The organism is Synechococcus sp. H55.8 (genome assembly GCF_047462375.1).
GTDB lineage: Bacteria > Cyanobacteriota > Cyanobacteriia > Thermostichales > Thermostichaceae > Thermostichus.
Genome location: NZ_JANSJC010000013.1, coordinates 56,682 through 80,779 on the forward strand (window position 1 = coordinate 56,682; position 24,098 = coordinate 80,779).

Genomic DNA, 24,098 nt, shown 5'->3' on the forward strand with positions numbered 1-24,098 from the left:
TCCCCATGGCAAAACCCCAACGGCTCCAGAAGCTTTTGGCTCAGCAGGGCTTGGCCTCTCGTCGCCAGGTGGAAGCCTGGATCCTGGCGGGTCGCATTCGGGTGAATGGGAAAGTGGTCACCGAGCTGGGCTTTAAGGCTGATCCGGAACAGGATTGCGTCGAGGTGGATGGGCGGCCAATCTCTTGCAGGGATCCGGCCCGCCACGTTTTGCTTCTGCACAAGCCGCTGGGGGTCTTGTCCACCTGTAAGGATCCCTGGGGACGCAAGACAGTGCTGGATCTGCTTCCCCCACCCTGGAACCGACAGATCCGCCTCTATCCCGTGGGCCGACTGGATGTCGATAGCAGTGGCGCTTTGCTGCTCACCAACGATGGTGACCTGACACTGAAGCTAACCCATCCGCGCTACCATCTGCCCAAAACCTATCGAGTCCAGGTACAGGGACATCCGAGCCAGGCCACCCTGCAACAGTGGCGAGACGGAGTAGACTTAGGGGGGTACACCACTCTGCCGGCGGAAGTGGAGTTTTGTTCTGCCCCCGATTCCGGGCAGAGAAAGCATCCCGATTCCTCCTGGCTGAGGATAGTTTTGTTTGAGGGACGCAACCGACAAATTCGGCGGGTGGCAGAGCAGCTTGGGCATCCGGTGCTGGCCTTGCATCGGGAAGCCATCGGCCCAGTACGTCTGGGCAATCTGAGGGCAGGCCAGTTCCGCCAGTTGGATCCCCAAGAGGTTCAGGCCTTGCTGGCCCCGTTTGCCGCCGCCGACAGCTCAGCTCTGCCCAAGATCGCCTCTTTTTTCTCTTCCCGTCCTTCTTCATAATGTTGGGTACGGGGAGAAAAGGACAGAACGGCTTGCGGCTGTATCTTCTTGTCTGCTGACAATTTGGGGCTGCTTGTAAACCAGCTTCCTCTCTTCCACAGGTGACCAAACGATGCAAGAGTCAGCACACTCTAAGGACTCCGTCCCGCTAACGCGATTGGAAGCCCTGGGATCCCTGCTGCGGCAAACACGGGAGGCACGGGGCCTGACGTTAAGCGAAGTAGCCAACGATACCTTTATTCGCTCCCAGTATCTACAGGCGCTGGAGGAAGCCGATTTGAGCCGGTTGCCGGAGCCGGTCTATGTGCAAGGGTTTCTCAAGCACTATGCCAACTATTTGGGGTTGGATGGCGAAGCCCTGTCTCGGCAGGCTCTTCCACTTCTATCGGCCAAAACGCCCCCTGGATCTGCTCCCCTTCTGGCTGCTGGTGGGCAGCCCGCCTTTGCCCTGCGCCCTCTCCACCTTTGGGTCGCCTATGTGGTGCTGGTCGTGCTGGCAGTGGGGGGATTATCGGCTCTTTTGGAAGGCACAGGCAATCCCTTTGGGCGTTGGCTGGTGAGCCTGCCGAGGATTGGCCGAGAGGGATCCGGCCAGCAACCCCCTGCTGCCAACTCTCCGGATCGCACCCTGCCGGCAGCTCAGCCTACGGCCCGCCAACTGTTTCCCACCCTTGACCAATGGACGCGCATTCAAGGCGTTTTTCCCGAGATATTGGAAGCCTACTCAGGGGGAGTGGGGCGCAAGCCGGTGCGTCTGGACATCCGCGTTGTCGAGCGCCCCTCCTGGTTGCGGGTCATTGCCGATGGGCAAACGGTTTTCGAGGCTACCTTACAGCCAGGGGCCGAGTTGAATTGGGAAGCGGAGCAATCGATTGTTTTGCGTACCGGCAATGCGGGCGGTGTGTTGGTGACCTTTAACGACCGGGAGCTTGGGGTGATGGGCCGGTTTGGAGAAGTGAAAGAACTGATGTTTGAGCCGGGGTTGGATATTCAGTCCCTGCGCTAGGGATCCGGCCTATCATGTGTCAGTGGCCACCCGGAAGCGATCTCCCACCCCTGGGAGCGGAGCTGCTGCAACAGGTGCCGGACTTTGTCGATGTCTTTATCGCCTGGCCGGCGTTCCACACCGCTGGAGAGATCGATGCCGTTGGGCTGAAGGTGGCTGAGGGCCTGCCGCACATTGTCCGGTTTCAACCCACCGGCCAGCAGCCAAGGCAAGGGCAGGGATCGGTGGGCCAGTTCCGGCCAATTGAGGGTTTGCCCCGTTCCACCCGCCTGTTGGGGGTGATAGGCATCCAAGAGCAGCCCCTCTACACAGTCTCGGTAGAGATTGGCCCCTTCCAGATCCGCCGGGTGGCGAATGCGCAAGGCCTTGATGCGGCGGATCCCGGGCAGCCATTCCCCCAACTGCCGACAATCCTGGGGGGATTCCTGGCCGTGCAACTGGATGGCCGTGAGGCCCACCGCTTCCACCCAGGCGGCGATGACGCGGGGATCCTGATCCAGAAAGACCCCCACTTTTTCCACAGGGCCGGGCAGAGATCCCACCCAGCGGGCCATTTCCTGTAGGGGCAAATAGCGAGGCGTATTGGGCACAGCAATAAACCCAAGAGCGCTCACCCCCAACGCGGCAATGGCCTCCGCCTGATCCTGACGGGTGATCCCGCAGATTTTGACAAACAACCGGCCCATTGGGATCCCTTCCGACAATCAACCTACCCCAGTCACTTCAAATCCAATAGCAACGAAACGGTTCGTTATGCCGTTATTGCTACGCAACGCTGTCGCAAACGCGCCCCTCCAACTCCCCTCTCCCTCAGGGAGAGGGGCTGGGGGTGAGGTATCCTCCCTCAGGGAGAGGGGGCGGGGGTGAGGGCAGCACCTACTTTTGGTCGGGGCGCATTTGCAGAGGATCCGGCTGTCCTGGATGAAGCGTGTTGATCCGGCGCACCATTTGCCACAGCCGTCCAAAGTTACGCTGGTTAAAGTGCATCACCAGCCGCGGCAGATGGGCAATATCTTCCTCAGCTTCTTCCGGCAGGGCCTCGGTTTGCTCGATCCGGCCCCCATCGAGAATGTCGGCAAACTCTTCATTCAAGGTATCCAGAGCTTGGGGCGAGAGTTTGGTATTCAGGCGCAAGACCAAAAGCTCCCGCACGTAGCGATTGCTGTGAAAGACGCGATAAAAATCGACAATCTGCTGGCAGGCATCTCCCACATCATCAGTTAAGGTGTAGAGGAAAAGATCTTCTGGGCTGATTAGGCCGCGGCCAAGCAAGTGCTCCCGCACGTACTCATCCCATTCCTTCCAGTAGCAGCCACCTGTTCTGTCCACCAGCACCAAGGGCATGAGCTTGGTTTTGCCGGTTTGCATTAGGGTTAAGCATTCAAAGGCCTCATCCTGGGTGCCAAAGCCGCCAGGGAAAAGCACCAGCGCGTCGGTTTCTTTGACAAAGAAGAGCTTGCGAGAAAAGAAATACTTGAAGTTGATGACCCGATCACTGGCAGCAATGACGGGATTGGCCATCTGCTCGAAGGGAAGCTGGATGTTGAGCCCAAATGAGTTTTCCAGCCCTGCCCCTCGATTGCCGGCTTCCATGATACCGCCCCCGCCCCCCGTCAGCACCATGAACCCCCGCTGGCTGATGCAGTGGGCAAACAACTGGGCCTGACGATATTCGGGACTTTCCGGCCCCAGCCGTGCCGAGCCGAAAACGGTGATCTTGCGCTGATGGACATAGTTTTGAAAGGCAGCAAACCCCTGTTCCAAGTCCTCAAGAGTGGCCGCCAAGATTTTGGCATCCAAGCGGCTTAGCTCCAGGGATCCCATGCGCTGCAAAGACTGCAAAATCCGCAGCCACGCTGTCCGGTTGGGGTGATGTTCCAACTGCTTTAGGCGGGTCTCAGCGCTGGAAAAAACCTCTCGCAGAAGAGAAGAAACTGAATCGGTCAAGCTGGGATCCAAAGCTCTCTAAGATTCACTCTAATGAGTTCTCGGCACAAAATATCAACCAAGTTCCCATCCAGACCTCAAAAGTTACATTCCGAAACATCTGGGCTCCTGTCCCGGCTACTTCGCCCAGGCATCGGCCCACCTCTGCGTAGCGGTAGTCAGGAGATTTCTTACACCGCCCAGAGGTGAACCCATAAACGCCAAGACAAAGCCTTGAAGTCCTGCCTACTGGCGCCTGTGCTCATCGGCCTTGCGAGTTTTTCACCACAGCAGACGAGCAGAGCGTAGCACAGCAACTTGGTCGCGCACTAAAGTACGGAGCTACCCAGCTTATCTTCTGTGTCGAAGTGCTTTTCCAAAATTGTGGTCAGAGTTGCCTTGGGCACAGCACCGACCACCACATCCACCTTTTGGCCGCCTTTGAACAACATCAGAGTGGGAATGCTGCGAATACCGTACTGACTGGCAGTTTGAGGATTCTCATCAGTATTGATCTTTACAACCTTAACTTTGCCGGCATACTGCTCAGCTATCTCCTGAACCACAGGAGCCACCATGCGGCAGGGGCCACACCAAGGTGCCCAAAAATCGACCAAGACCGGAATATCGCTGCGAAGCACCTCTTCTTCAAAGGTGGCATCAGCGATATCTATTGCTGCAGACATGCTTGGAGAACTCCTGAAACAATACCTATCATGGTTCCTAATCTTAGCACAGCTCTCTGGCTGCTGCCGCCTGCTTCCACCACGGCCTACCCCCTTGCAGAGGGTGCCTCTGGGAACATGGCCCACACCAACGGCATCGCAAAGTATCTGGCTGGGGCTGAAACGGGCTTCTACAGGCTCTATCATCGCTTTAGCGGTGAGGCTGTGATGGGGCCCGAGCGAGGATAATTGCCGTGTCCACACGCTTATCCCCAAAGCCGAGGGCGTGTGCCTCATCTGCACCAGTCCCACGGAAGCCATAGCATGACAAAAAACCCACCGCGCTCTTTGGATAAAACGCCAGACCAGATGCCTGCCCGCGCGCCAGGCGAGAAAACTGGGATCCCGCACACCATGGACGATCCCTCAGTCATCGCAACGAACCTGGATAAGCGCTACCGAGTTCTTGTCGTTGATCCACCTTGGAACCAAGGCAAAACCGGCAAACGCAAGGCTCGTCCCAATCAAACCACAACTCTGGACTATCCCACAATGAGCAAGGAAGAATTGATGAAGTTACCCATCAACCTGTGGGCGGAAGAGCAGAGCTTCTTGTGGTTGTGGGCAACCAATAGCAAGGATCGCAGCACCGGAGAGCCCATCCTGAAGATAGCGTTCGACTTAATGGAAGCGTGGGGATTCACCTTCTATACGATGATCACATGGAATAAGCGTACTGGCCCATGTCCATTTGGACCTTACCAAGTTACCACTGAGCACGTTCTATTCGGATATAAGGGCAAGGCTGTGTTTGATCGAAAACATTTTGGTAAGATGCAGACCTGCTTTACAGAAACTCCGACAACTCATAGCGCCAAACCGGATTCCTTCTACAAGCGTATTGCGGAATATTTTGAAGGGCCGCGCCTTGATGTGTTCGCGCGCCAGGTACGCGATGGCTACGACGGATGGGGCAACCAATACGGTCTGCTGACTCCAGATGCAAAACGACCAAGAGTGCTGCGTCATGCCAAAAGCTGTCAAGATACTCCTGCCGCATGCTAGTTATCGATACCCTGAACCACAGCTTTTTCCGACTTTATGGGAGCGAAGTTGCACATTATCTCGGCATAAGCCTTTGTCCGGGTAGTCATGTACAGAACCCCCTTTAATATAGAAGCGAATCTGTACCCACCAAATCTGGCTGGATCCCTCCAGCAGACCTCAAACGAATACCATCGGCTTGTGCCGGATTTTCTCGAAAGCGGCTGCATCAAAACGGTAAAGAGTTGCCGGTCTGCCTGTTCCCTGGGTGCTTTTCTGGCCGGTATCCCGCAAAATGCCCAGTTTTAGCAAGCGGGCGCGAAAATTGGAGTAATCGGAGAACCCCTCGCCCAAAACGGTGCCGTAAAGCTGATAGACCTCCCCCAGCGTGAAGGTGGCGGGCAAAATATCGAAAGCAATCGGGCTGTACTCTAACTTGGCGCAGAGGCGACGGCGAGCGTAGCGGCAAATTGCTTCGTGGTCAAAGGCCAAAGGGGGAATCTGGTCAGCGGGATACCAGGCAATGCCCTCCACTCCGTCTGCCAGCAGTTGAGCATCCTGGAATCGCACCAGAGCAAAGTAGCTGACCGACAGGTAGCGTAGCCCACAGGCATCCTCGGCCTCGCGGGGATCCCGTTCTGGCCCAGCGAAGGTGTAGAGCTGCTCCAGGTAGAGATTTTTAACACGAATTTTCTCTGCCAAGATGCGGTAGGCCGCTGCCTCTAGGGATTCTGAGCGTCGCACCAGCGTTCCTGGCAGAGCCCAGCAACCGCGGAAGGGATCCTCCCGCCGCCGCACCAGCAGCACCAGAAGGCGATTCTGCTCGGTATCGATGGAAAAAATGACCGCATCCACACCGACGCGGAACTCCGCCAACGCGGTTCGCTCCTCCACTGTGCCGGCAATGATGCGGGATCCCTGCATAGATTGCCACTGCCCCTCCATCAACAGCCTACCCAGTTTGCTGCCAGATAGGGAGCGCCTGGGTCATGCCTCCGGGAGAACGTCGGGCAAAAGGGCGGCTTTTGGGTCAGGTTTGTTTTTGTAGCGGGGATCCCTCAGGCCCAGCAATGGGAAACAGACGACCTTGCCCGATGGCAATTCGAACTCGCGTGCCCACAGGCAGCGCTTCCCGCGCCAAGGCGTGCAATTCTTTGCCAGACTCTGCGATCAAGCAATAGCGATACTCTCGTCCCAAAAACTGTCGATCCCGGATGACAAGGCCGCCCTGAGGGTCAGGATGCAAATGCAACTCCTCCTGCCGAATCATCAGCTCTGCGCAGCGCAAGCTGGGGTCGCGCTGATCTCCCAAAGCCTGAAAGGGGATGTGCGACAGCTCTTCAGCCTGCCAACCGAACTCCCGCCGCTCACAGCGAAGAAAGTTGGCTTGGGTAATAAACTCGGCCACAAAGCGGGTGGCCGGCTCTCGATAGACTTCCTCCGGGGATCCCCATTGCTCAATACGCCCTTCCCGCATCACCGCCACCCAATCGGAAAGGCAGAGGGCCTCTTCCTGGTCGTGGGTGACGAAAATGGCCGAGGTCTGGGTTTGCTTGAGGATTTTGCGGATTTCCTCCCGCAGATAGTAGCGCACCTGCACATCCAGATTGCTGAGCGGCTCATCCAAAAGGATCAGGCTGGGCCTGGGGGCCAAAGCCCGAGCCAGGGCCACCCGCTGCTGTTGCCCGCCGGAAAGCTCGTGCGGATAACGATGGGCGTAGTCCTCTAGACCCACCAACCGCAAGACCTCGTAAGCCCGTTCCCGCGCCTGTTGGGCAGCGCCTCGCAACTCAGGTGAGGAGGAGCGATTGCCGCCCCCCCCTGCCGACGCAAATAGGGTGGCGGGCCGGAGTCCAAACATCACATTGGCCAGCACGTCCAAGTGGGGAAACAGGGCAAAATCCTGAAACACCAGCCCCACCCCCCGCTGCTCCGGTGGGATCCATTGCCCCTCCCCGGCCACCACTCGCCCCCCCAGCAGGATCCGCCCGCCATCCGGCTGCTCAAAGCCGGCAATGGTGCGCAATAAGGTGGTTTTCCCGCAGCCCGACGGGCCCACAATCCCCAAGATGTCTCCCTGGGGCAGACGAAACGCCACTTCCTGCAAAACCAACTGCCGCTGGCCAGGAAACCTCTTGCTAATGCCCTCAACCTGAAGAATGTAGGGAGAATCCGCCCGGGCAGCAGTGGACGTTGAGGAAACCAAGAACTCAGTCATGACAGTTGTTGCAAAAGATTTTCACTATTTTTCACCAGACTACCATACCTTAAGTCCTGCCCGGCCCGACTCAGGGCAGATGGATGGCGGCAGGGATAGGATCAATCCCAGCCTTTCCCGTTTGATTCGAGTGGTAGGCGGGAATCAGTGTTAAACTCAGTTAACGAAGTTTACCGGTCTCTGGTGGCGCTTGTTCTTGACAGCGCATCCTAGAGTCTTATTGTGGATGAGTTTTGAGCCCCAGTTTCCCGAACGTGCCTTGATCACAGGGGCCAGTCGAGGGATCGGCAAAGCGGTAGCTCTGAGACTGGCCGAGGAAGGGATAGCGGTTGCTTTGGTGGCCCGTTCCCATCCCGATTTGCTGGCCGTGCAGGCGGAGATCCAGGCAAAAGGAGGAAAGGCGGAGGTTTTTCCCATCGACTTGGCCGACTTGCCCGCTCTACCGCAGCAGTTGCAAGCTCTTTTGGATCGATTTGGCGGTTGCGATGTCTTGGTGAATAATGCGGGCGTGGCCTACGTTGGTCCCTTGGCCAACGTAGCTTTATCGGATTGGCAGCGGGTGATTGACTTGAACCTGACGGCAGCTTTTCTCTGCGCCCAAGCCGTCCTGCCGGCGATGCGCCGGCAGCGCTTCGGCGTGATTGTCAACGTCGTCTCGATTGCGGGCAAGCGAGCCTTTCCCAATTGGGGAGCCTACTGCGCCAGCAAGTTCGGCCTGCTGGGCTTTTCTCAGGCCTTGGCCGAAGAAGAACGACAGCACGGCATCCGGGTAACCAGCCTCTGTCCCGGAGCGGTGGATACGCCTCTCTGGGATACGGATACGGTTCAGGTGGATTTCGACCGTTCCAAAATGCTCTCGCCGGAGTGGGTGGCGGACTTGATTGCCTATCTCGTTCGCCTGCCCAGGGGTGCTGTGGTGGAAGATCTCACCCTCATGCCGGCGGCGGGGGCCTTTTAGGCTGGCTCTTCCTGGAGTGGCCTTGCTAGCCCAGTTTTGAGGGTTTCCCGGCCCTGTCTCCCTCGACAAGTTCCTTCAACCCTTCGTTCAACCAAAGGAATATCCTGCTATGACTCTTGCCAAGCCTGGATCCGGTGCCGAATTGCGACTCAACGACAAAGCCAACCTCAAGTCTCGGGTTATTCGCGATCTGTCCCACTCGGCAGAGCAAGAGCCCAGGGGCTCAGAAAGCCTGGATCCGGCGATGGTGGCCGCAGTGGAGACGTTGCTGCGGGGCATTGGGGAAGATCCCCAGCGGGAGGGTCTCAAGAAAACCCCGGAGCGAGTGGTGGCCGCGCTGAAGTTTTTGACCAGCGGCTATCAGCAGTCCCTGGAAGATCTCATCAACGGCGCCATCTTCGACGAGGGCCACGACGAGATGGTGCTGCTGCGGGACGTAACCCTATTTAGCCTCTGTGAGCACCATCTGTTGCCCTTTATCGGCAAGGCCCATGTGGCTTACATCCCCCGTCAAAAGGTGGTGGGCCTGAGCAAAATTGCCCGCATTGTCGAGATGTACTCCCGCCGCCTGCAGGTTCAGGAGCGTCTTACCCGCCAGATCGCGGAAGCCTTGATGACCATGCTGGATCCCTATGGGGTGGGAGTGGTTATCGAGGCTACCCACATGTGCATGGTGATGCGGGGGGTGCAAAAGCCCGGCTCTTGGACGGTTACCAGCTCGATGGTGGGGGTGTTCCAGGAGGATCCCCGCACGCGGGAGGAGTTCTTGAGCCTCATTCGCCACCCGTCCAACTTTTAAGGATCCCGCGGAGCTTTGCCGGCAAGAAAGCTAATCCTCTGCTCAGGCTGGGAATACTAGCTTAAAATCGACGCAGATCCTGCCAGAAGCGAGGCCTGTTATGAGCGAGGTCAGCCCCGAAAATCAATTTCCCACCGACTTAGACTCCGGTTGGAAGCCGCCGACCCCGCCTGTTGCCCAGCGCCCTCCGCGTGCGGCTGCTCAGACGCCGAAGGTGGAGCCCCCAACGCAGTTGGATCCGATACTGGGTGCGGCTGCTCCCCTCCCGCAAGGAACTGGATCGCGCCCTGCCCCCAGTGCGCCCAAGCCTATCCTGGGCCGGCCCATCCCGCCGGGCGTGGCTGCCGCTCCCCCGCAGACACCGGTGCCCATGCCCGGCCCTGCCACTCCCCCGCAGATGCCTCTGCCCACTCCTCCTGCCGCTGCGGGTCGGCCTCCGGTGTCGCCCCCCAGTCCGGCTGCTCCGCCTTTTGTGCCCCCAGCTCGCCCCACGGCTGCCGGGCGGATCCCGGTGGCCGCTGCTGCTCCTAAGTCTGCCCCCGCTGGCCCGACGCTGCGCCAACTGGTACAGGAAGCCTACGACAAGGGCTACTCCGATATTCACCTGGGGGTGGGGGAAGTGCCTCGTTTCCGGGATCGGGGGCAGATGGTCTTGAGCAACTACCCGGTCACCACCACCGAGATGTTCTATGGCTGGCTGCGGGAAAGCTTGCCGGAGAATCAAATTCGTCAGTTTGAAGAATGTTTGGAGCTGGATACCGCCATCCAGTACGAGGGTTTGGTGCGTTGTCGGGTCAACTGTTTTGTTTCTCTGCTCGGCCCGGCCATGGTGATGCGTCTGATCCCGCTCAAGATCTTGACGCTGGAACAGTTGCGGGCGCCTGAGGTGTTGAAGCGCATTGCCGAAGAGCACAAAGGCTTGGTTTTGGTGACCGGCCCCACCGGCTCCGGTAAGTCCACGACTCTGGCGGCGATGGTGGACTACGTCAACTCCAATTTTCCCAAGCACATCATTTCTATTGAAGATCCCATCGAGTTCGTCCACCAGAGCAAGAAATCAATGGTGCGGCAGCGGGAGGTCGGCATCCACACCCTGGAGTTTGCCAATGCCTTGAAAGCCTCGCTGCGGGAAGATCCGGACATCATCCTGATTGGGGAGATGCGGGATCGGGAAACGGTGGATACGGCTCTGAAGGCTGGTCAGACTGGCCACTTGGTCTTCGGAACCCTGCACACCAACAGCGCCGTCCGCACCATCGAGCGTCTCTTGGGGATCTACAGGCCGGAGGAGCAGGAGCCAATGCGCCTGCAACTGGCGGAGACTCTAGTAGCAATTATTGCCCAAACGCTGGTGCGCACCACCGATGGCAAGCGGGCAGCGGCTCATGAGATCATGCGCAACACCGATGCCATCCGCGACTACATCAAGCGGGGAGCGGTGGACGAAATTGAGGAGCTGATCGCCGATGGCTCCTACGAGGGCATGTGTACCATGAATCAGTCTCTGTTTAAGCTTTACCAAGAGGGGCGGATTACCGCAGAGGTGTGTCTGGAGGCCGCCCCACGTCCCAACGAGATGGCCCAATGGCTGCGAGGCCGGATTTAGAGCCGGTCTGCCGGCTGGGCCAGGTGCTTGAGGGAAGGTCTGTCCTATCCTAAACTGGGAGCAGTTAGCTTGCTAAGTTGTCTTCTCATCTTCTGGGCCAACCTTTGGCTAGGGGGATGGGTTGCTGGGCTGGCTTGATTAAGTGAATTGAAAGAGCGTTACAAAACAGGAGAATCCCTACCGTGAGCGTGATCAACCAGATCATCGAGACCGCGGATGACCAACTGCGTTACCTCTCAGTCAGCGAACTGGAAGCCATCAGAAACTACATGACTACGGGCGAGAGGCGTCTGCAAATCGCTCAGGTGCTAACAGAAAATAAAAAGCGCATCATCGACGAGGCCCAAAAGCGGCTATTTGCCAAGCGGCCGGAATATGTGCAACCCGGCGGCAATGCTTACGGTGACAAGCGCTACAACCAATGTTTGCGAGATTACGACTGGTACCTGCGTCTGGTGACCTATGGCATTATTGCCGGCAGCAAAGAGCCGATTGAGTCCATCGGCCTGATAGGGGTGCGGGAAATGTACAACGCCCTCAACGTGCCCATCGCCGGCATGATCGACGCGATGGTCTTTTTGAAGGAAGCAGCCCTCAGCCTGTTGGATCCGGACTCCGCCGCCGAGGCCGCTCCCTACTTTGATTACATCATCAACGCCATGAGCTAGGGCAGGTTGGCCGGAGATCTACAGGGATTCCAGGGCGGCGCGGGCGTGGGCGGCCACCTGCTCTTGGGGATCCTGGGCCAGCCGGGTTAGGCCGGGGCGGGCGGCTTCGGTGCCCAGCTTGGACAGGGCAATGCAGACGCGGTAGCGCAACTGCCAATCGTCTGAATCGATGAGGGGCTCTAGATGGGGGATGGCTCGCGGATCCCCCAGATCCCCCAGGGCGGCGGCAGCGGCTGTTGTCAGCAGATCATCTCCTGCTTGCAAAGCTTCCACCAGGGTGTCGAAGGCGGCAGGGTTGCCCAGCTCCCCCAGGGCGGCGACGACGCTGAATCGCACCAGCCACTCTGTTTCCCGCCGATAAGCCCCCAGAAGATCGTCCAGGGCCTGCGGCTGCTTCAGATCCCCCAGGGCAGCGGCAGCAGCAGCCCGCACATCGAACTCCGGATCTTCTCGCAAAGAGCGCTGCAAAATGGGCAAAAGGGGGGCAGGATCGACACCAGATAGGGTGCCCATCTGGCTGATGGCGGCATAGCGGACGCGGGCATTCTCGTCGGCTATGGCTTGCTGCAACAGCGTCAAGGCTTCTGGCCCAGGCAGTTCTCTGGCCTTGTTGACGGCGCGCAGCCGATCTCCCAGGTCTTGTGAATTCAGCAGTTCCAGCAAAGCCGGCAGTGCCGGAGGATTTCCAGAGGTTGGTGTCATGATCCCCTTGTCTCCACGATCATCCCCGGCAATAGCAAGGGACAAAAGGTCGATGTTATTATTTTGAAGCAGTGCATCCAGTCCTTTGATCTTATGGCCTTATTGCAACAAGAGAAGCAGCAGATCATCGAGAGCTATCGACTTCACGACACCGACACCGGTTCTGCCGATGTTCAGGTGGCTCTGCTCACCAGCCGCATCAACCAACTCTCGCAGCACCTCCAGAAAAACCCGAAAGATTTCAACTCCCGCCGCGGCTTGCTGATGATGATCGGTCGGCGCAAGCGGCTGCTCAACTACATCGCTAAGCATTCTCCTGACCGCTTCCGGGAGCTGGCCGAACGGCTGAACATCCGGGTGAAAAAGTAGGTACCCATCCAAAACGCTATCGGAGAGCTGTCTTTGTGGCCAAATCCAGCCGCCATTCCAAAGCCGTCCGCCGTCGCCCCAGTTCTACCTCTGCTGAGGTCGAGAAGAAGCCGCCTAAGCAGGAATCTGTTGCTGCGATCCCCCCTGAGGTCAGCCGGCGGATGGTGCGGCGGATCCTGGTGTTTTCCGGGATCCCCTCTGGGCTGGGCCTGAGCAGCTTTTTCATCAATTACTACCTCTTAACCAACCATGTGGTGGCTTTGCCCCCTTACTTCACCTTGGTGGAGTCGCTAACCTTGTTTGGCCTTGGCTTTTTGGGCATCAGCTACGGCGTGTTCTCGGCTTCCTGGGATCCCAACCCCGGATCCCTCTTGGGAATTGGAGAGTTTCGGCGCAATTTGGGCAACGTCATCCAACACTGGCGGGAATCTGCTGCCCAATCTTCTCAATCTTCAGACTCTGGGGAAGCCTAATTCCTCTCCCATCACCGGACCAGGCCAGTTGCTGCCTACAATAGCTGTCACCCCCAGTTCTCTGGCATGAGAATAGCTTACTTCGACTGTGCGGCGGGCATTGCTGGCGACATGTGTCTGGGGGCGCTGCTGGATTGTGGGGTGCCCTTGGAGTATCTCAAGCAGCAGCTCCAGGCGCTGGGCATCGAGGGGGAATACAGCCTGCAGGCGAAGCGGGTGCAGCGGTGTGGCCAGCCTGCCCTACAGGCGGTGGTAGAAGTGTTGGACGGATCCCCGCCCGCCCGCCCTTGGAAGGAAATCCAGGCTTTGATTGCCGGATCCCGGTTGGCTCCCGCGGTCAAGGCCCGCAGCCTCAAAGTTTTTGAGAAGCTGGCGCAAGCAGAGGCAAAAGTCCATCAGGTGCCCCTGGAAACAGTGCATTTCCACGAGGTAGGGGCCGTCGATGCCCTGGTGGATATCGTCGGCACCTGTATCGGCCTGGATTGGCTGCAGGTGGAGCGGGTGATCTCCTCTCCTCACCCCATTGGCGGCGGCTGGGTGAGCACCGAACACGGCCAACTAGCGGTGCCCGTGCCGGCGGTGATCGAGCTGTGGGAGATGGGGCGGGTGCCGGTGTTTAGCAACGGCGTGGAAGCCGAGCTGGTTACCCCCACCGGCGCAGCCTTGGCGGTGGCGCTGGCAGAAGCGTTTGGGCCCTGTCCACCGCTGCGGCTGGAAAAAGTGGGGCGCGGGGCCGGCAGCCGCGAGCTGCCCATTCCCAACGTGTTTCGTCTTTGGATTGGCCAGTCCCAGGGGGAAGAGCCAACCGAGATCGTCTCGGTGCTGCAAACTCAGATTGACGACCTCAACCCCCAAGTGATTGCCTATACCTGCGAGCAGTTGCTGATCCTTGGCGCCTGGGACGTGTTTACCCAGCCCATCACCATGAAGCAGGGGCGACCAGGGGTGTTGTTGACGGTAATCTGCCCGCCGGATCGGGTGCCGGAGTGCCAGGAGCTCATCTTCCGGGAAACCACTACCCTGGGCATCCGCCACTCCCAGCAGCAGCGCACCGTCCTGGAGCGGCGGATCGAGCGGGTGGAAACCCCCTACGGCCTGGTGGACATCAAGGTGGCCCATCACCATGGCCGCATTGTCAACGCCCAGCCGGAGTTCCGCGACTGTGTGGCCTGCGCCCAAGAGTTCCGCGTGCCGGTCCAGACGGTGTGGCTGGCGGCCCAAGCGGCGTGGCAAAAGCGGCTGCAAGGGGATCCCGACTGAAAACAGAAGCTTTGGGCAAAAGTAGGCTGCCGCGCAGGAGCTGGACATAAGCCCTACCAGCACTGGCTCAGCATGAGCAGCGGGGCTCTTCCTCAGAGGCGAAGGGATTTGCTCCTGGTGGACCGAGAAGGGATCCCTGGCCTGCTAGCCTGGAAGATGTCGATCCCACGCTCTTGACCACGACCACAACCATGGAATCCCAAGCCGCTCAATTTAATTTCGACCGCAAACTTTGGGACCGCTTTATCACGGTAGCTCAGCCCTACTTTTATCCGCGGGTGCGCTACGGGGGCTGGATTTTCTTTGGCTTGCTGGCAGCGGCCATGGTGTTTGTGGTTGCCTTGATGTTCTTTGTGGAGATTGGGGTGACCTTGGTTGGTCAGGCCCTGTTCCCAGAGTTTTTTACCAATGTAGCAGCCGGGCTGGTGGCGCAAACGGAGAGAAACTTGGCCTCGCCGCTGCTGTGGGTGGCCGCAGCCAGCTTGGCTCTGAGCAGCCTGGCCTTTGGGCTGGTGTGGCGCCAGATTCAGCGGCGCTGGCTGCAATGGCTGTTGTTGACCTTTTTGCTGTTTCTATCTTTAACGGTAAACCGATTAAACGTGATGATCAGCTTTATCTTTCGGTTTATCGACACCGCCCTACAGCAAAAAGAAGAGAACACCTTCTGGCAGTTTTTAATCATCTACGGGGTGTTGATCATCTCGGCCATTCCCATTTTGGTGATCTATCGGTATACACGGCTGAAGCTGGGCCTGTTTTGGCGGGAATGGCTGACCGACCACTTTCTGGATCGCTACTTCGAGCAGCGGGCCTACTACGAGCTGGATTCTAACGCCGCTAACACAGAGATTGATAACCCCGACCAGCGCATCTCCGAAGACGTTCGCTCCTTTACCGGCACCACCCTTTCTTTTTTGCTGGATATTCTCGACTCGATCCTCACCCTCTACGCCTTTACCGGCATTCTCTACAGCATCTCCCGCCCCTTGGCGGTGGGACTGGTTATCTATGCTACCATCGGCACCGCCATTGCCATTTTGGCCGGTCGCAAGCTAATTAAAATTAACTTCGATCAACTGCGCTACGAGGCCGATTTTCGCTACAGCCTAGTCCACGTGCGGGACAACGCTGAGTCCATCGCCTTTTACCAGGGAGAAGACCTAGAGCTGAGGCAGATCTTGAATCGCTTTGCCGCTGCCCTGCGCAACTTTGACTTGTTAATCATTTGGCAGGCCATTATTGACATTTTTCAGTATGCCTATAACTACTTCACGCGCATTGTGCCCTATGTAATTGTGGCCCCCCTTTACTTTAGCGGCGTACGGGATTTTGGCACCATTACCCAGGCCACCATTGCCTTTAGCCAGGTGCTGAGTGCCCTTTCAATTGTGGCCAACCAGATCCAAAGCATCTCCAGCTTTGCCGCCGGGATCAACCGTCTAGGGTCCTTTTACGAAACGTTGGAGAATCCGGCCCTGCGCCACACCCGCGACCGGGAGAGCACCATCCAAACTCGCATTGCTCCCCAACTGGCGCTGCAGCAGGTTACTTTGCTAACACCAAACTCGGAACGAACCCTGGTGCGGGATCTGTCCCTGAGTTTAGAGGCAGGCCAACGGCTGCTCATTGTGGGGGCCAGCGGCAGCGGCAAGAGCTCCCTACTGCGGGCCATTGCCGGCCTGTGGAACAACGGCCAGGGATCCATCGCCCGCCCCGACACCACCGAGATGCTCTTCCTGCCGCAAAAGCCCTACATGCTGCTGGGATCCCTGCGGGATCAACTCCTCTATCCAGGTCGTCGCCGGGATCTCAGCGATGCAGATCTCATCCGGGTTTTGGCCCAGGTGAACCTAGCCGATTTGCCGGAGCGGGTGGGCGGCTTTGACGTGGAGAAAGATTGGGCCAGCACCCTCTCTTTGGGGGAACAGCAGCGCCTGGCCTTTGCCCGCATTTTGATTACTCAGCCCCGCTACGCCATTTTGGACGAGGCCACCAGCGCTCTAGATGTAGCCAACGAAAAGCTGCTCTACCTGCAACTGCAACACCTCAACACCACCTACGTCAGCGTCGGCCACCGCCCCACTCTCCTGGCCTACCACGACCTGGTCTTGGAGCTACAGGGCAACTCTGCCTGGAAACTCTGGTCGGCGGCAGAATACGGCGCCCGCTTGGCCCTGGCCGGCTAGAGCGCTGCCTTAGCTCTCAATCTGCCCTGGTACCCCTCACCCCCGGCCCCTCTCCCTGAGTGACGACCCAAGCGCTCCGCGCCGCTAGCGCGAACACCCCCGGCCCCTCTCTCAGACAGAGTGACGACCCTCACCCCCGTCCCCTCTCCCTCTGGGAGAGGGGGGTAGGCTGTTCCACCTCAAACCCATAGAACTGGACGCAGTCCAGGGGAGATGCTACCCTGTTTCACAGGTATTCCGACCGGATTACTGGAGAATCAGATGAGCTCCCTTGTCGGCTCTGAGGCCAAGCGCTCCAAGGTGGAGCAGATCAAGGCAGATAGCCATTTCCTGCGGGATCCCTTGCAGCAGGAGCTGGCCCAAGACACTACCCACTTTAGCGAAGCGGCGGTGCAGGTGCTCAAGTTTCATGGCGCCTACCAGCAGGACGACCGGGATCTGCGGCAGCAGCGAAAGCAGGAGGGGTTGGAGCGGGCCTACGAGATGATGTTGCGCACCCGTATTCCGGGGGGGCATGTGCCGCCGCAGCTCTACTTGACCCTGGATCGGCTGGCCGAGGAGTACGGCAACGGCACCCTGCGGGCTACCACCCGGCAGACCTTTCAACTCCACGGGATCCTGAAGAAAAATCTCAAGGCCACGGTGGCCAGCATCGTCCGGCAGATGGGATCCACCCTGGCCGCCTGTGGCGATGTCAACCGCAACGTCATGGCACCGGTCGCCCCCTACAAAAACCGGCCTGCCTACCGCTATGCCCAGGAATACGCCCGCAAGCTGGCGGATCTCCTGGCTCCAAAGACTTCTGCCTACTACGAGCTGTGGGTGGATGGGGAGGCGGTTCCCATCCCGCCGGTGGATCCGGAAGTCCGGGAAGCCGAGCAGTTTGTAGGCAACGGCGTGAGGCTGGAGGGGCCGGAACCTCTCTATGGCCCGGTCTATCTGCCCCGCAAGTTTAAGACGGCCATCGCCGTAGCCGGGGAGAACACCGTCGATGTGTACTCCCAAGACCTGGGTTTGATCGTCCTCACCGACCGCAAGGGCAACCTCAAGGGCTTCAACATCGTGGTGGGCGGCGGCATGGGGCGCACCCACGGCAAGGAGGAGACCCAACCCCTTTTGGCCCAGAAGCTCTGCTTTGCCCCGCCGGAAGCGGTGTACCGGGTTTGCCAGGCGATTTTGGCGGTGCAGCGGGATCACGGCAACCGCTACGACCGCAAGCAGGCACGGCTGAAGTATCTGGTGCGCGACTGGGGGATCCGCAAGTTTCGCCGCGCTGTTGAGGAGTATGTTGGGGAAAAATTGCCCCGTTTTCGTCCCTTGCCCAAGTGTATCCCCAACAGCGACGACTACCTGGGCTGGCACGAGCAAGGGGATGGCCGTTGGTTTTTGGGCCTCTCCATTGAAAATGGCCGCATCCAAGATACGCCGGAGCGGCAGTTGAAAACGGCCCTGCGCAAGATTGTAGAGGAATTTTCTCTACACCTGCGGCTGACTCCTACGCAGGACGTGATCTTCATTGACATCGAGGATCACCAGCGAGAGGCCATCAACCAGATCCTCAAGTCCCACGGGGTGCTTTCCAAAGAGGAGATCCCGGAGCTGGTGCGGCTCTCCATGGCCTGTCCGGCGCTTCCCACCTGCGGCTTGGCCATCACCGAGTCGGAGCGAGCCCTGCCCACCCTGATTCGCCAGTTGGATCAGGTGTTGCAGGAGCTGGGGCTGCAGGATTCGCCCTTTTTGGTGCGCATGACCGGCTGCCCCAATGGCTGTGCCCGGCCTTACTTGGCAGAGCTCGGCTTGGTGGGATCCGCCCCCGATGGCTACTACCAAATCTGGCTGGGGGCCAGCCCGCAAGGGGATCGCCTGGCCCAGCCGTTTCAGGATCGGGTGCACATTAGCCAGATCGTGCCGCTGATGAGAGTTCTTCTGCAGCTCTACAAGCAGGAGCGCCACCCCCAAGAGCGCTTCGGCGACTATTGCCACCGGGTGGGGATCCCCTACCTACAGGCCCAGGTGCAGCAGCTCTAGCAGGTCGGTGCTGGATTCTAGGGGATCCCTCAGAAGCGCGACCAGGCCCGCAGCCATTCCTGCAGCGCCTCTAGCCAGCCGGTGGGTTGGGGCGTCACGGCCTGCGGAGTTGGCTCTTCATCAACAGGCAACTTGACCTGACCAGGCAGCACCCTAAAGACCTGAATCGGCTTGGCCTCAGGGGAAGGCTTCAGAGCAAGGGGCTCCACCTGCAAGAACAAGTCCTGCGCTGCTCGATACACAGGTGCCGAGATCAACAGCTGCGAGTTCGGCCTCTCCTGGGGCTTTTTGGGGGGATCGAGGGGTTCAGCAAGGGATCCCAGCCAGGTGGCAAAACTCACTGCCTTGCCAAAGGCTGAAACTCGCCGCGGCTCTTGTGGGTCGATGTGGAGTAGGATCACTGGGCCATGGTGGATCCCGAGGGTAAGCCGGACCTCTGGGTAAGTGAGCTGTCGCAGAAACCTGTTCAGCTCCGCCACCGATTGCAAAAGCGCCAACCCCGCCTGCAGAGCCTGCCGTACTGCCCGTTCGGGTTGTCCCAAGCCAAACAGGGCCAGACTTCTCAGCCCGCTTTGGTTGGCCAACACTCCTTGGTATCGCTGTACCACCGACTCCATTTGGACGAAGTGGCGACCCAAAGTGTAAACAACATCGTAGGGAAAGTTCTCCTCGTCGAAATTGGCCGTCCCCCACAGCGAAGCGCAGAGAATGGCGGCGGTGGTCTGCTCGCCGATGGACTGAGCCTGCAGTTGATGCTGGGCCACCTCCACATCTGCCCTATCGAGCACCAGCCGCTGCAGCGTCACATCCCCGGTGATGCGGGTTTGACAGGCAAGGCGGATATGCACGGGGAGATCCAGCCGTTCGGCCAACTTCTTCTCAGCAGGGGTCATGCTACGGCAATTTTGGCTGCCCTCCAAAATCATGATCCGGCAGGTGGAGCAGGCGGCATTGCCGCCACAGGCATGGACATGGCGCACCCCGGCCTGCAGTAGGTTTTCCAAGATCGTGAGCAGAGGATTGGCCTCAAAGGTGAGGTTATCGGGGTAGCAAGTGATCCGCATAGTTGGGTGCCGGCAAACCGTTCTTGGACGCCTAAAGCCTATACGTTCCTGACCTGGATTTGGATACCCCTTTTCAGCTAGAAACCGCAGGAGCCCCGCGCTCTGGCGTAGCCGTTCGCGAAGCGGGACGGAGTCCTTGCGTCCGGAGGAATGCAAGAAGCCGGACAACAATATAGCATCTGATGAGATAAAATAGGAGCATAAACCAAGCCTTGACCATCTCCTGCAAGCTCAAGGTGTCTGTGTCGCAAGCCGCCAAGCTGGATGCGACGCTAGACGCTTTTGCACAAGCCTTGAACTGGGTGAATGAGAACACACCGGAGAAGATAGTCAACGCCGTTAAGCTCCAATCTCTCTGCTACCGCGAGATCCGTACCCGCTTCGGGCTATCCAGCAACCTGGCACAACAGGTGTGCAGGCGGGTTGCAGGCTCGCGCAAGGTTGCCCGGCAAAAGAATCGTCCGGTCAAAGCCTTCAAGGGCGGCTTTGTGACCTTTCGCGCTAGCGGGACGGAGTCCTTTGACGCCCGCACCTTTTCTTTTCGGCAAAAAGACTGGACGGTGTCGCTGACCACCGTCGAGGGGCGGGAACGCTTTGAGTTGGCAATTGGCAACTACCAACTGCAGGGCTACCAGAAGCCCGCTCCGTACCGCTTAGCGGTCGGAGCCGGGTAGTTTACGGGTGAATGTTGGCGCTGTTCTCGACAACAGGCCGCTGCTGTGCTTCCAAGGGAGCGAATGATAGAGTACAGAGAGATTTTGTGCGAGCCCCTTCATGCCTCAGTCCAAACCTGACAAATCGCCCCTCCGCAAATTCCTGGAAGCCCTGATGCTGGTGTTTGGCGCAGTCATGTTCCTGGGCTTCTCCTTTGGCCCGATACTGCAGGCACTGGGGCCTTCTGACTCGGCAGACACCGCCAATTTGGTTACCGAGCAACTGCGGGCCCAGGCGGACGGCTACCGGGCCGTGCTGGAACGGGAGCCGGATAACCCCATTGCCCTGCGGGGGTTAATTGACACGCAACTGCAGCTCAACGAGCCGCAAGGGGCCATTGAGCCGCTGAAGAAGCTGGTGGAACTGGAGCCGGAAAATCGGCAACTGCGAGCTTTTTTGGCTCAAATTCAGCGGGAGACAGGAGATCTGGAAGGAGCGCTGGAGCAGCTTCAAGCTCTCTACAAAAAGGATCCCAAAGATGGCCAAGTTCTGCAGGAGCTGGCCGATGTTCAACTAGTTCTGGGCCGCACTTCTGAAGCCATTGACCTGCTGGAGAACTATCTGAAGGAAGTACCGGAAGATAACGATGTCCGCCTGCGCTTAGCTTTTATCTACGCCCGCAACAACCAGACGGGAAAAGCGGTGGCCCTTTATGATGAGATGATTGCAGCGGATCCCAGCGATTTTGCCCCGGTATTGGGCAAGGCAATAGCCCTCAGCTCTGCTGCCGATGCCGACCTACGGGCACAGGCCCCTGATCTGTTTGAGCAAGCGGCCCGCCTGGCCCCGCCCAAGGTGCGGGAGGAAATCCGGCAACAGGCGCAGCTCTACGCCCAAAGAAACCAGCCCCAGGCTGTTGAGAACCAGGAGACTAGCCCCTAGGGGGTTTTGATTTGAGGATGCGGTAAAACTTGTAACAAGCTCTCCCCTTCAGGACTCGGAGACATCCTTGAGGGCGGCTTCCACTGACGGATGGATCTCAAAAAGAGAATCCAGATGGGTAACCTTGAGAACCAGCTTGGCTTGTTCTCCTAAGCCGCAGAGCTTGAGATGACAGCCGGCGGGAGTACAGGTGCGTCTTGCCCACACCAAAGCCGACACCCCCATGCTGTCGAGCAGCGTAACCTGGCTTAGATCCAGTAAGAGGTGTTTGGGTTTCTCGGCAAGAATTTGGCCCAGCTCTTTCCGCACCAAAGCGGGATCCAGCTTTCCTGCCGGAAGCTTGACCAGGGTGACAAGGGATCCCTTGGGGCTGAGCTGGGTGGAAACATCCACAAAGGGCTGAGAAAGTCAAGGGCGGGAGCCACATTGATTCTGAACCAAAGCCGCCGGGTTGGGTTCTGCCAGGCAACTTTTTGTTTGATGTAGGAAGGTAGCTCCAATGGATACGCACGGGATCCCGATGGGGGATGCGGCTGCCCTGATTTTGCTGGCCCTGCAGCTGCCAATGGTGGCGGTGTTGCTGGCGCGGCTGCTGCCGTCTTTGCGGCGCCCTTCCCCTCTGCCCCCTGGCCAAGCGGGGATCCCCTTCCCGCCGGGCCTGGTCAGCGTCCTACTGCCCACCCTCAACGAAGCCAAGCGCCTGGATCCCTGCCTGGAAGGGCTGCACCGCCAGGGAGCGGTTGTGCGCGAGGTGCTGGTGGTGGATAGCCGCTCCCAGGATGGCACCCGCGAGAAAGTGCTGCAGATGGCCGAGCGGGATCCCCGCTTTCGCCTCTTGACCGACGATCCCCTGCCCAGTGGCTGGGTAGGTCGTCCCTGGGCGTTGCACTATGGATTTCTCCAATCGGATCCCGCCTCTGAGTGGATCCTGGGTATTGATGCCGATACCCGCCCCCAGCCGGTCCTGGTAGAGCGCTTGCTGGAAACTGCCCAGGCCAACCAGCTGGATCTCATCACCCTGGCGCCGCAGTTTATCTTGGAGCACTGGGGAGAAGCTTGGCTGCAGCCGGCTCTTTTGACAACCCTGATCTACCGCTATGGGGCGGCAGGGGACACGGCTGCTCTGCCGGAGCGGACGATGGCCAATGGGCAGTGCATGTTGGTGCGCCGCTCGGTGCTGGAAGCCATGAACGGCTACACGCTGGCGCGGGCTTCCTTTTGCGACGACGTCACCCTGGTGCGGCAGATCGCGGCAGCCGGCTTTAGGGTAGCTTTCTGCGATGGTCGGCACCTGCTCAAGGTGCGCATGTACACTTCTTTTGGCGAAACTTGGCGGGAGTGGGGCCGCTCCCTGGATTTGAAAGACGCCACTCCCAGAGCTCAGCTGTGGGGGGACATCGCCCTGCTGGCGCTCACCCAAGGGATCCCGGTCTTGGCGGTTGGGGGGCTGGGGATCAAGGCCGGGATGGGGTTGCCCTTTTCCCTAACAGAGCAGGTTCTGTTGGGGCTAAACCTAGGCCTACTCGCCCTGCGCTTGGGCGTGCTGGCGGGCATTCGCGGCTCCTACCAGGATCCCCCCTGGACATTCTGGGCTTCGCCGCTGGCCGATCCCTTGGCTGTCCTACGGGTGATCTTGTCAGCCCTCAGTCGCCCCCGCTCTTGGCGCGGGCGCACCTACTAGTCGATTGCCTCAGGATCGACGCCCAACTCCCGCAATTTTGCGGCTAGGCGCTGCTGCTCCTGACGGGCTTGGGCGAGGGCTGCCTCTGCCGCTTCGGCCCGCTGTCGCTCCTGCTCTACTTGTTCAATTCCCCACAGAAGCAAATTCCCGTCGGCAGTCCACCACCGCAACCAGTTGGCTTTGGTTTCCGCTTTTTGTCCGCGCCACACCCCCAAGAACAAGCCGATCTCCGGGATCCAATAGCGACCGTTTTCCTCAGCCGAGGCAGGGGCATAGCGACCGTCTTCCAGGCGATAGACATCCAGCTCGCCGGTTTTGGGATGAAAAATGACGTAAACAGGCACCTGCAAAATGCGCTCGTAGAAATACCATTTCCCGTAGGGGTAGTGGGGGTTAATCGAGTATTCGCCACCCTCGGTTTCGGAGATAAATTCCATCACAATGGCCGGGGGATCCCCCTCCAAGTGGGGGGTATAGCTGCGGCGAATCTCTCCTTCGGGCAGCGGCTGCACCCTGGGCACGTACAGCCAGTCGGGGGCTTTCACCACCACTTTGTCCCCGACAGTGCTGCACAGGCCAAAGTTGGAAGCGATCAAAGCCTCGGCGGGGATAAGCTGAGCCAGTTCCAAAGCCTCGCGCAGCGCAGCAGCCAAAAGGGGCTGTAAGGTGCTTTCCACAGGCTCATCCGGCAGCGGAAAGTCTTGCGGCAGTTTTTCCCATCGGATGGGGGGGAGAGAAGGGGTAAGGCGAACAGGAGAGAGGGCCATAGCCTGGAGTACCCCTAGAGGCAGGATGTGCAGATACCTCTTGGGATAACCCAAAGGGATCCCTGCTATCAACCTTCCCCTCTTCTGGGGTGCCGGGAAACGCTTCCGGATCCCTGGGGTGGACACAGCTCCCAGGATGACGTAGGGATCGTAGGTCAAGATACCCCGGCTGCCAGTTTCCACGGCTAGGGTATGCTGGTGGGCAGTGAGCAAGTTTCCCACCTCTTCTTTTGAGGAGAGAATATGCCGGAACCGGAA

Annotated in this window: 22 protein-coding genes and 3 pseudogenes; 16 read left to right on the forward strand and 9 right to left on the reverse strand. The window is 59.0% G+C overall.

Translation table 11 applies throughout. The features are described 5' to 3' along the window. Positions 1-5 precede the first annotated feature (5 nt). The 3 genes and pseudogenes from NW862_RS07255 (at position 6) to NW862_RS07265 (ending at position 1,830) form a co-directional block, all read left to right on the forward strand. The gene (locus NW862_RS07255; RefSeq protein ID WP_414427062.1) at positions 6-824 is read left to right on the forward strand and encodes a pseudouridine synthase; all 819 of its coding nucleotides are present in this window, start codon (positions 6-8) and stop codon (positions 822-824) included. Between the two features lie 112 nt (positions 825-936). Continuing rightward, positions 937-1,170: pseudogene (locus NW862_RS07260) on the forward strand (helix-turn-helix domain-containing protein); the annotation flags it as partial. Continuing rightward, positions 1,168-1,830 carry a DUF4115 domain-containing protein gene (locus tag NW862_RS07265; protein WP_414334859.1) on the forward strand — a complete coding sequence of 221 codons (663 nt, stop codon included), beginning with the start codon at positions 1,168-1,170 and terminating at the stop codon, positions 1,828-1,830. The pseudogene NW862_RS07260 and the gene NW862_RS07265, both read left to right, overlap by 3 nt. Here NW862_RS07265 and NW862_RS07270 read toward each other — a convergent pair. The 3 genes from NW862_RS07270 to trxA form a co-directional block, all read right to left on the reverse strand. Then, a complete protein-coding gene (locus NW862_RS07270) occupies positions 1,827-2,516 on the reverse strand; it encodes a phosphoribosylanthranilate isomerase (RefSeq protein ID WP_414347247.1) in 690 nt (229 codons plus the stop codon). The two genes, NW862_RS07265 and NW862_RS07270, sit on opposite strands and share 4 nt — an antisense overlap. 190 nt (positions 2,517-2,706) lie before the next feature. Next, positions 2,707-3,777 carry an LOG family protein gene (locus NW862_RS07275; RefSeq protein ID WP_414334998.1) on the reverse strand — a complete coding sequence of 357 codons (1,071 nt, stop codon included), beginning with the start codon at positions 3,775-3,777 and terminating at the stop codon, positions 2,707-2,709. Between the two features lie 308 nt (positions 3,778-4,085). Next, positions 4,086-4,442 carry a thioredoxin gene (gene trxA / locus NW862_RS07280; protein WP_414334999.1) on the reverse strand — a complete coding sequence of 119 codons (357 nt, stop codon included), beginning with the start codon at positions 4,440-4,442 and terminating at the stop codon, positions 4,086-4,088. 303 nt (positions 4,443-4,745) lie between these two features. On the opposite strand from trxA, the gene NW862_RS07285 reads away from it, so the two are divergent. After that, on the forward strand, positions 4,746-5,486 hold the full coding sequence (locus tag NW862_RS07285; RefSeq protein ID WP_414335000.1) for an MT-A70 family methyltransferase: 741 nt from the start codon (positions 4,746-4,748) through the stop codon (positions 5,484-5,486). 159 nt (positions 5,487-5,645) lie between these two features. Here the strand turns inward: NW862_RS07285 and NW862_RS07290 are convergent, their stop codons facing one another. Next, positions 5,646-6,389, reverse strand: a complete 744-nt coding sequence (locus tag NW862_RS07290; protein ID WP_414335009.1) for an NUDIX hydrolase — start codon at positions 6,387-6,389, stop codon at positions 5,646-5,648. Positions 6,390-6,495: 106 nt separating this feature from the next. Then, a complete protein-coding gene (locus tag NW862_RS07295) occupies positions 6,496-7,683 on the reverse strand; it encodes an ABC transporter ATP-binding protein (RefSeq protein WP_414337661.1) in 1,188 nt (395 codons plus the stop codon). 226 nt (positions 7,684-7,909) lie between these two features. On the opposite strand from NW862_RS07295, the gene NW862_RS07300 reads away from it, so the two are divergent. The 4 genes from NW862_RS07300 to apcD all read left to right on the forward strand — a co-directional run bounded on the left by NW862_RS07300 (position 7,910) and on the right by apcD (position 11,714). Continuing rightward, positions 7,910-8,641: an SDR family oxidoreductase gene (locus NW862_RS07300; protein WP_414337664.1), complete on the forward strand. Its 732-nt coding sequence runs from the start codon at positions 7,910-7,912 to the stop codon at positions 8,639-8,641. Between the two features lie 109 nt (positions 8,642-8,750). After that, a complete protein-coding gene (gene folE, locus NW862_RS07305; protein WP_414335003.1) occupies positions 8,751-9,440 on the forward strand; it encodes a GTP cyclohydrolase I FolE in 690 nt (229 codons plus the stop codon). A 370-nt stretch (positions 9,441-9,810) separates the two neighbouring features. Further along, complete coding sequence (locus NW862_RS07310) at positions 9,811-11,046, forward strand: type IV pilus twitching motility protein PilT (protein WP_414335010.1); 1,236 nt, start codon at positions 9,811-9,813, stop codon at positions 11,044-11,046. 182 nt (positions 11,047-11,228) lie between these two features. Next, positions 11,229-11,714 (forward strand): allophycocyanin subunit alpha-B, encoded by a 486-nt coding sequence (gene apcD, locus NW862_RS07315; RefSeq protein WP_414335004.1) that lies wholly within the window; start codon positions 11,229-11,231, stop codon positions 11,712-11,714. 18 nt (positions 11,715-11,732) lie between these two features. Here apcD and NW862_RS07320 read toward each other — a convergent pair whose 3' ends face one another. Next, positions 11,733-12,416, reverse strand: coding sequence for a HEAT repeat domain-containing protein (locus tag NW862_RS07320; RefSeq protein WP_414335005.1), 684 nt, complete (start codon positions 12,414-12,416; stop codon positions 11,733-11,735). Positions 12,417-12,509: 93 nt separating this feature from the next. On the opposite strand from NW862_RS07320, the gene rpsO reads away from it, so the two are divergent. From rpsO to NW862_RS07345, 5 genes and pseudogenes are all read left to right on the forward strand, one after another. Then, entirely contained in the window at positions 12,510-12,785 is a 276-nt protein-coding gene (rpsO, locus tag NW862_RS07325) for a 30S ribosomal protein S15 (RefSeq protein WP_414335006.1), read from the forward strand. Positions 12,786-12,802: 17 nt separating this feature from the next. After that, positions 12,803-13,258, forward strand: a pseudogene (locus NW862_RS07330) (photosystem II biosynthesis protein); the annotation flags it as partial. A gap of 66 nt (positions 13,259-13,324) precedes the next feature. After that, positions 13,325-14,518 carry a nickel pincer cofactor biosynthesis protein LarC gene (gene larC, locus NW862_RS07335; RefSeq protein WP_414335007.1) on the forward strand — a complete coding sequence of 398 codons (1,194 nt, stop codon included), beginning with the start codon at positions 13,325-13,327 and terminating at the stop codon, positions 14,516-14,518. 191 nt (positions 14,519-14,709) lie between these two features. After that, the gene (locus tag NW862_RS07340) at positions 14,710-16,704 is read left to right on the forward strand and encodes an ABC transporter ATP-binding protein/permease (RefSeq protein WP_414427067.1); all 1,995 of its coding nucleotides are present in this window, start codon (positions 14,710-14,712) and stop codon (positions 16,702-16,704) included. A 261-nt stretch (positions 16,705-16,965) separates the two neighbouring features. Next, positions 16,966-18,732: an NADPH-dependent assimilatory sulfite reductase hemoprotein subunit gene (locus tag NW862_RS07345; RefSeq protein WP_414427063.1), complete on the forward strand. Its 1,767-nt coding sequence runs from the start codon at positions 16,966-16,968 to the stop codon at positions 18,730-18,732. 29 nt (positions 18,733-18,761) lie between these two features. Here the strand turns inward: NW862_RS07345 and NW862_RS07350 are convergent, their stop codons facing one another. Next, on the reverse strand, positions 18,762-19,796 hold the full coding sequence (locus tag NW862_RS07350; RefSeq protein ID WP_414348421.1) for a 2Fe-2S iron-sulfur cluster-binding protein: 1,035 nt from the start codon (positions 19,794-19,796) through the stop codon (positions 18,762-18,764). Between the two features lie 200 nt (positions 19,797-19,996). Here NW862_RS07350 and NW862_RS07355 point away from each other — a divergent pair. Continuing rightward, a pseudogene (locus NW862_RS07355) lies at positions 19,997-20,416 on the forward strand (RNA-guided endonuclease TnpB family protein); the annotation flags it as partial. Between the two features lie 154 nt (positions 20,417-20,570). After that, on the forward strand, positions 20,571-21,392 hold the full coding sequence (locus NW862_RS07360) for a tetratricopeptide repeat protein (protein ID WP_414337680.1): 822 nt from the start codon (positions 20,571-20,573) through the stop codon (positions 21,390-21,392). Between the two features lie 48 nt (positions 21,393-21,440). Here NW862_RS07360 and NW862_RS07365 read toward each other — a convergent pair whose 3' ends face one another. After that, positions 21,441-21,785 carry an STAS domain-containing protein gene (locus NW862_RS07365; protein WP_414427064.1) on the reverse strand — a complete coding sequence of 115 codons (345 nt, stop codon included), beginning with the start codon at positions 21,783-21,785 and terminating at the stop codon, positions 21,441-21,443. Positions 21,786-21,891: 106 nt separating this feature from the next. Here NW862_RS07365 and NW862_RS07370 point away from each other — a divergent pair, with 106 nt between their 5' ends. Continuing rightward, complete coding sequence (locus NW862_RS07370; protein WP_414427065.1) at positions 21,892-23,073, forward strand: glycosyltransferase family 2 protein; 1,182 nt, start codon at positions 21,892-21,894, stop codon at positions 23,071-23,073. Here the strand turns inward: NW862_RS07370 and NW862_RS07375 are convergent. Continuing rightward, positions 23,070-24,098, reverse strand: a 1,029-nt coding sequence (locus tag NW862_RS07375) for a Uma2 family endonuclease (RefSeq protein ID WP_414427066.1), incomplete at its 5' end; no start/stop codon positions are given. The genes NW862_RS07370 and NW862_RS07375 overlap by 4 nt on opposite strands.

Bases quoted from the DNA above. Each gene is read 5' to 3' on its own strand.
- NW862_RS07255 (WP_414427062.1), top strand. From the start codon at position 6: ATGGCAAAACCCCAACGGCTCCAGAAGCTTTTGGCTCAGCAGGGCTTG.
- NW862_RS07270 (WP_414347247.1), bottom strand. From the start codon at position 2,516: ATGGGCCGGTTGTTTGTCAAAATCTGCGGGATCACCCGTCAGGATCAG.
- trxA (WP_414334999.1), bottom strand. From the start codon at position 4,442: ATGTCTGCAGCAATAGATATCGCTGATGCCACCTTTGAAGAAGAGGTG.
- NW862_RS07285 (WP_414335000.1), top strand. From the start codon at position 4,746: ATGACAAAAAACCCACCGCGCTCTTTGGATAAAACGCCAGACCAGATG.
- NW862_RS07290 (WP_414335009.1), bottom strand. From the start codon at position 6,389: ATGCAGGGATCCCGCATCATTGCCGGCACAGTGGAGGAGCGAACCGCG.
- NW862_RS07295 (WP_414337661.1), bottom strand. From the start codon at position 7,683: ATGACTGAGTTCTTGGTTTCCTCAACGTCCACTGCTGCCCGGGCGGAT.
- NW862_RS07300 (WP_414337664.1), top strand. From the start codon at position 7,910: ATGAGTTTTGAGCCCCAGTTTCCCGAACGTGCCTTGATCACAGGGGCC.
- folE (WP_414335003.1), top strand. From the start codon at position 8,751: ATGACTCTTGCCAAGCCTGGATCCGGTGCCGAATTGCGACTCAACGAC.
- NW862_RS07310 (WP_414335010.1), top strand. From the start codon at position 9,811: ATGCCCGGCCCTGCCACTCCCCCGCAGATGCCTCTGCCCACTCCTCCT.
- NW862_RS07320 (WP_414335005.1), bottom strand. From the start codon at position 12,416: ATGACACCAACCTCTGGAAATCCTCCGGCACTGCCGGCTTTGCTGGAA.
- rpsO (WP_414335006.1), top strand. From the start codon at position 12,510: ATGGCCTTATTGCAACAAGAGAAGCAGCAGATCATCGAGAGCTATCGA.
- larC (WP_414335007.1), top strand. From the start codon at position 13,325: ATGAGAATAGCTTACTTCGACTGTGCGGCGGGCATTGCTGGCGACATG.
- NW862_RS07340 (WP_414427067.1), top strand. From the start codon at position 14,710: ATGGAATCCCAAGCCGCTCAATTTAATTTCGACCGCAAACTTTGGGAC.
- NW862_RS07345 (WP_414427063.1), top strand. From the start codon at position 16,966: ATGAGCTCCCTTGTCGGCTCTGAGGCCAAGCGCTCCAAGGTGGAGCAG.
- NW862_RS07350 (WP_414348421.1), bottom strand. From the start codon at position 19,796: ATGCGGATCACTTGCTACCCCGATAACCTCACCTTTGAGGCCAATCCT.
- NW862_RS07360 (WP_414337680.1), top strand. From the start codon at position 20,571: ATGCCTCAGTCCAAACCTGACAAATCGCCCCTCCGCAAATTCCTGGAA.
- NW862_RS07370 (WP_414427065.1), top strand. From the start codon at position 21,892: ATGGATACGCACGGGATCCCGATGGGGGATGCGGCTGCCCTGATTTTG.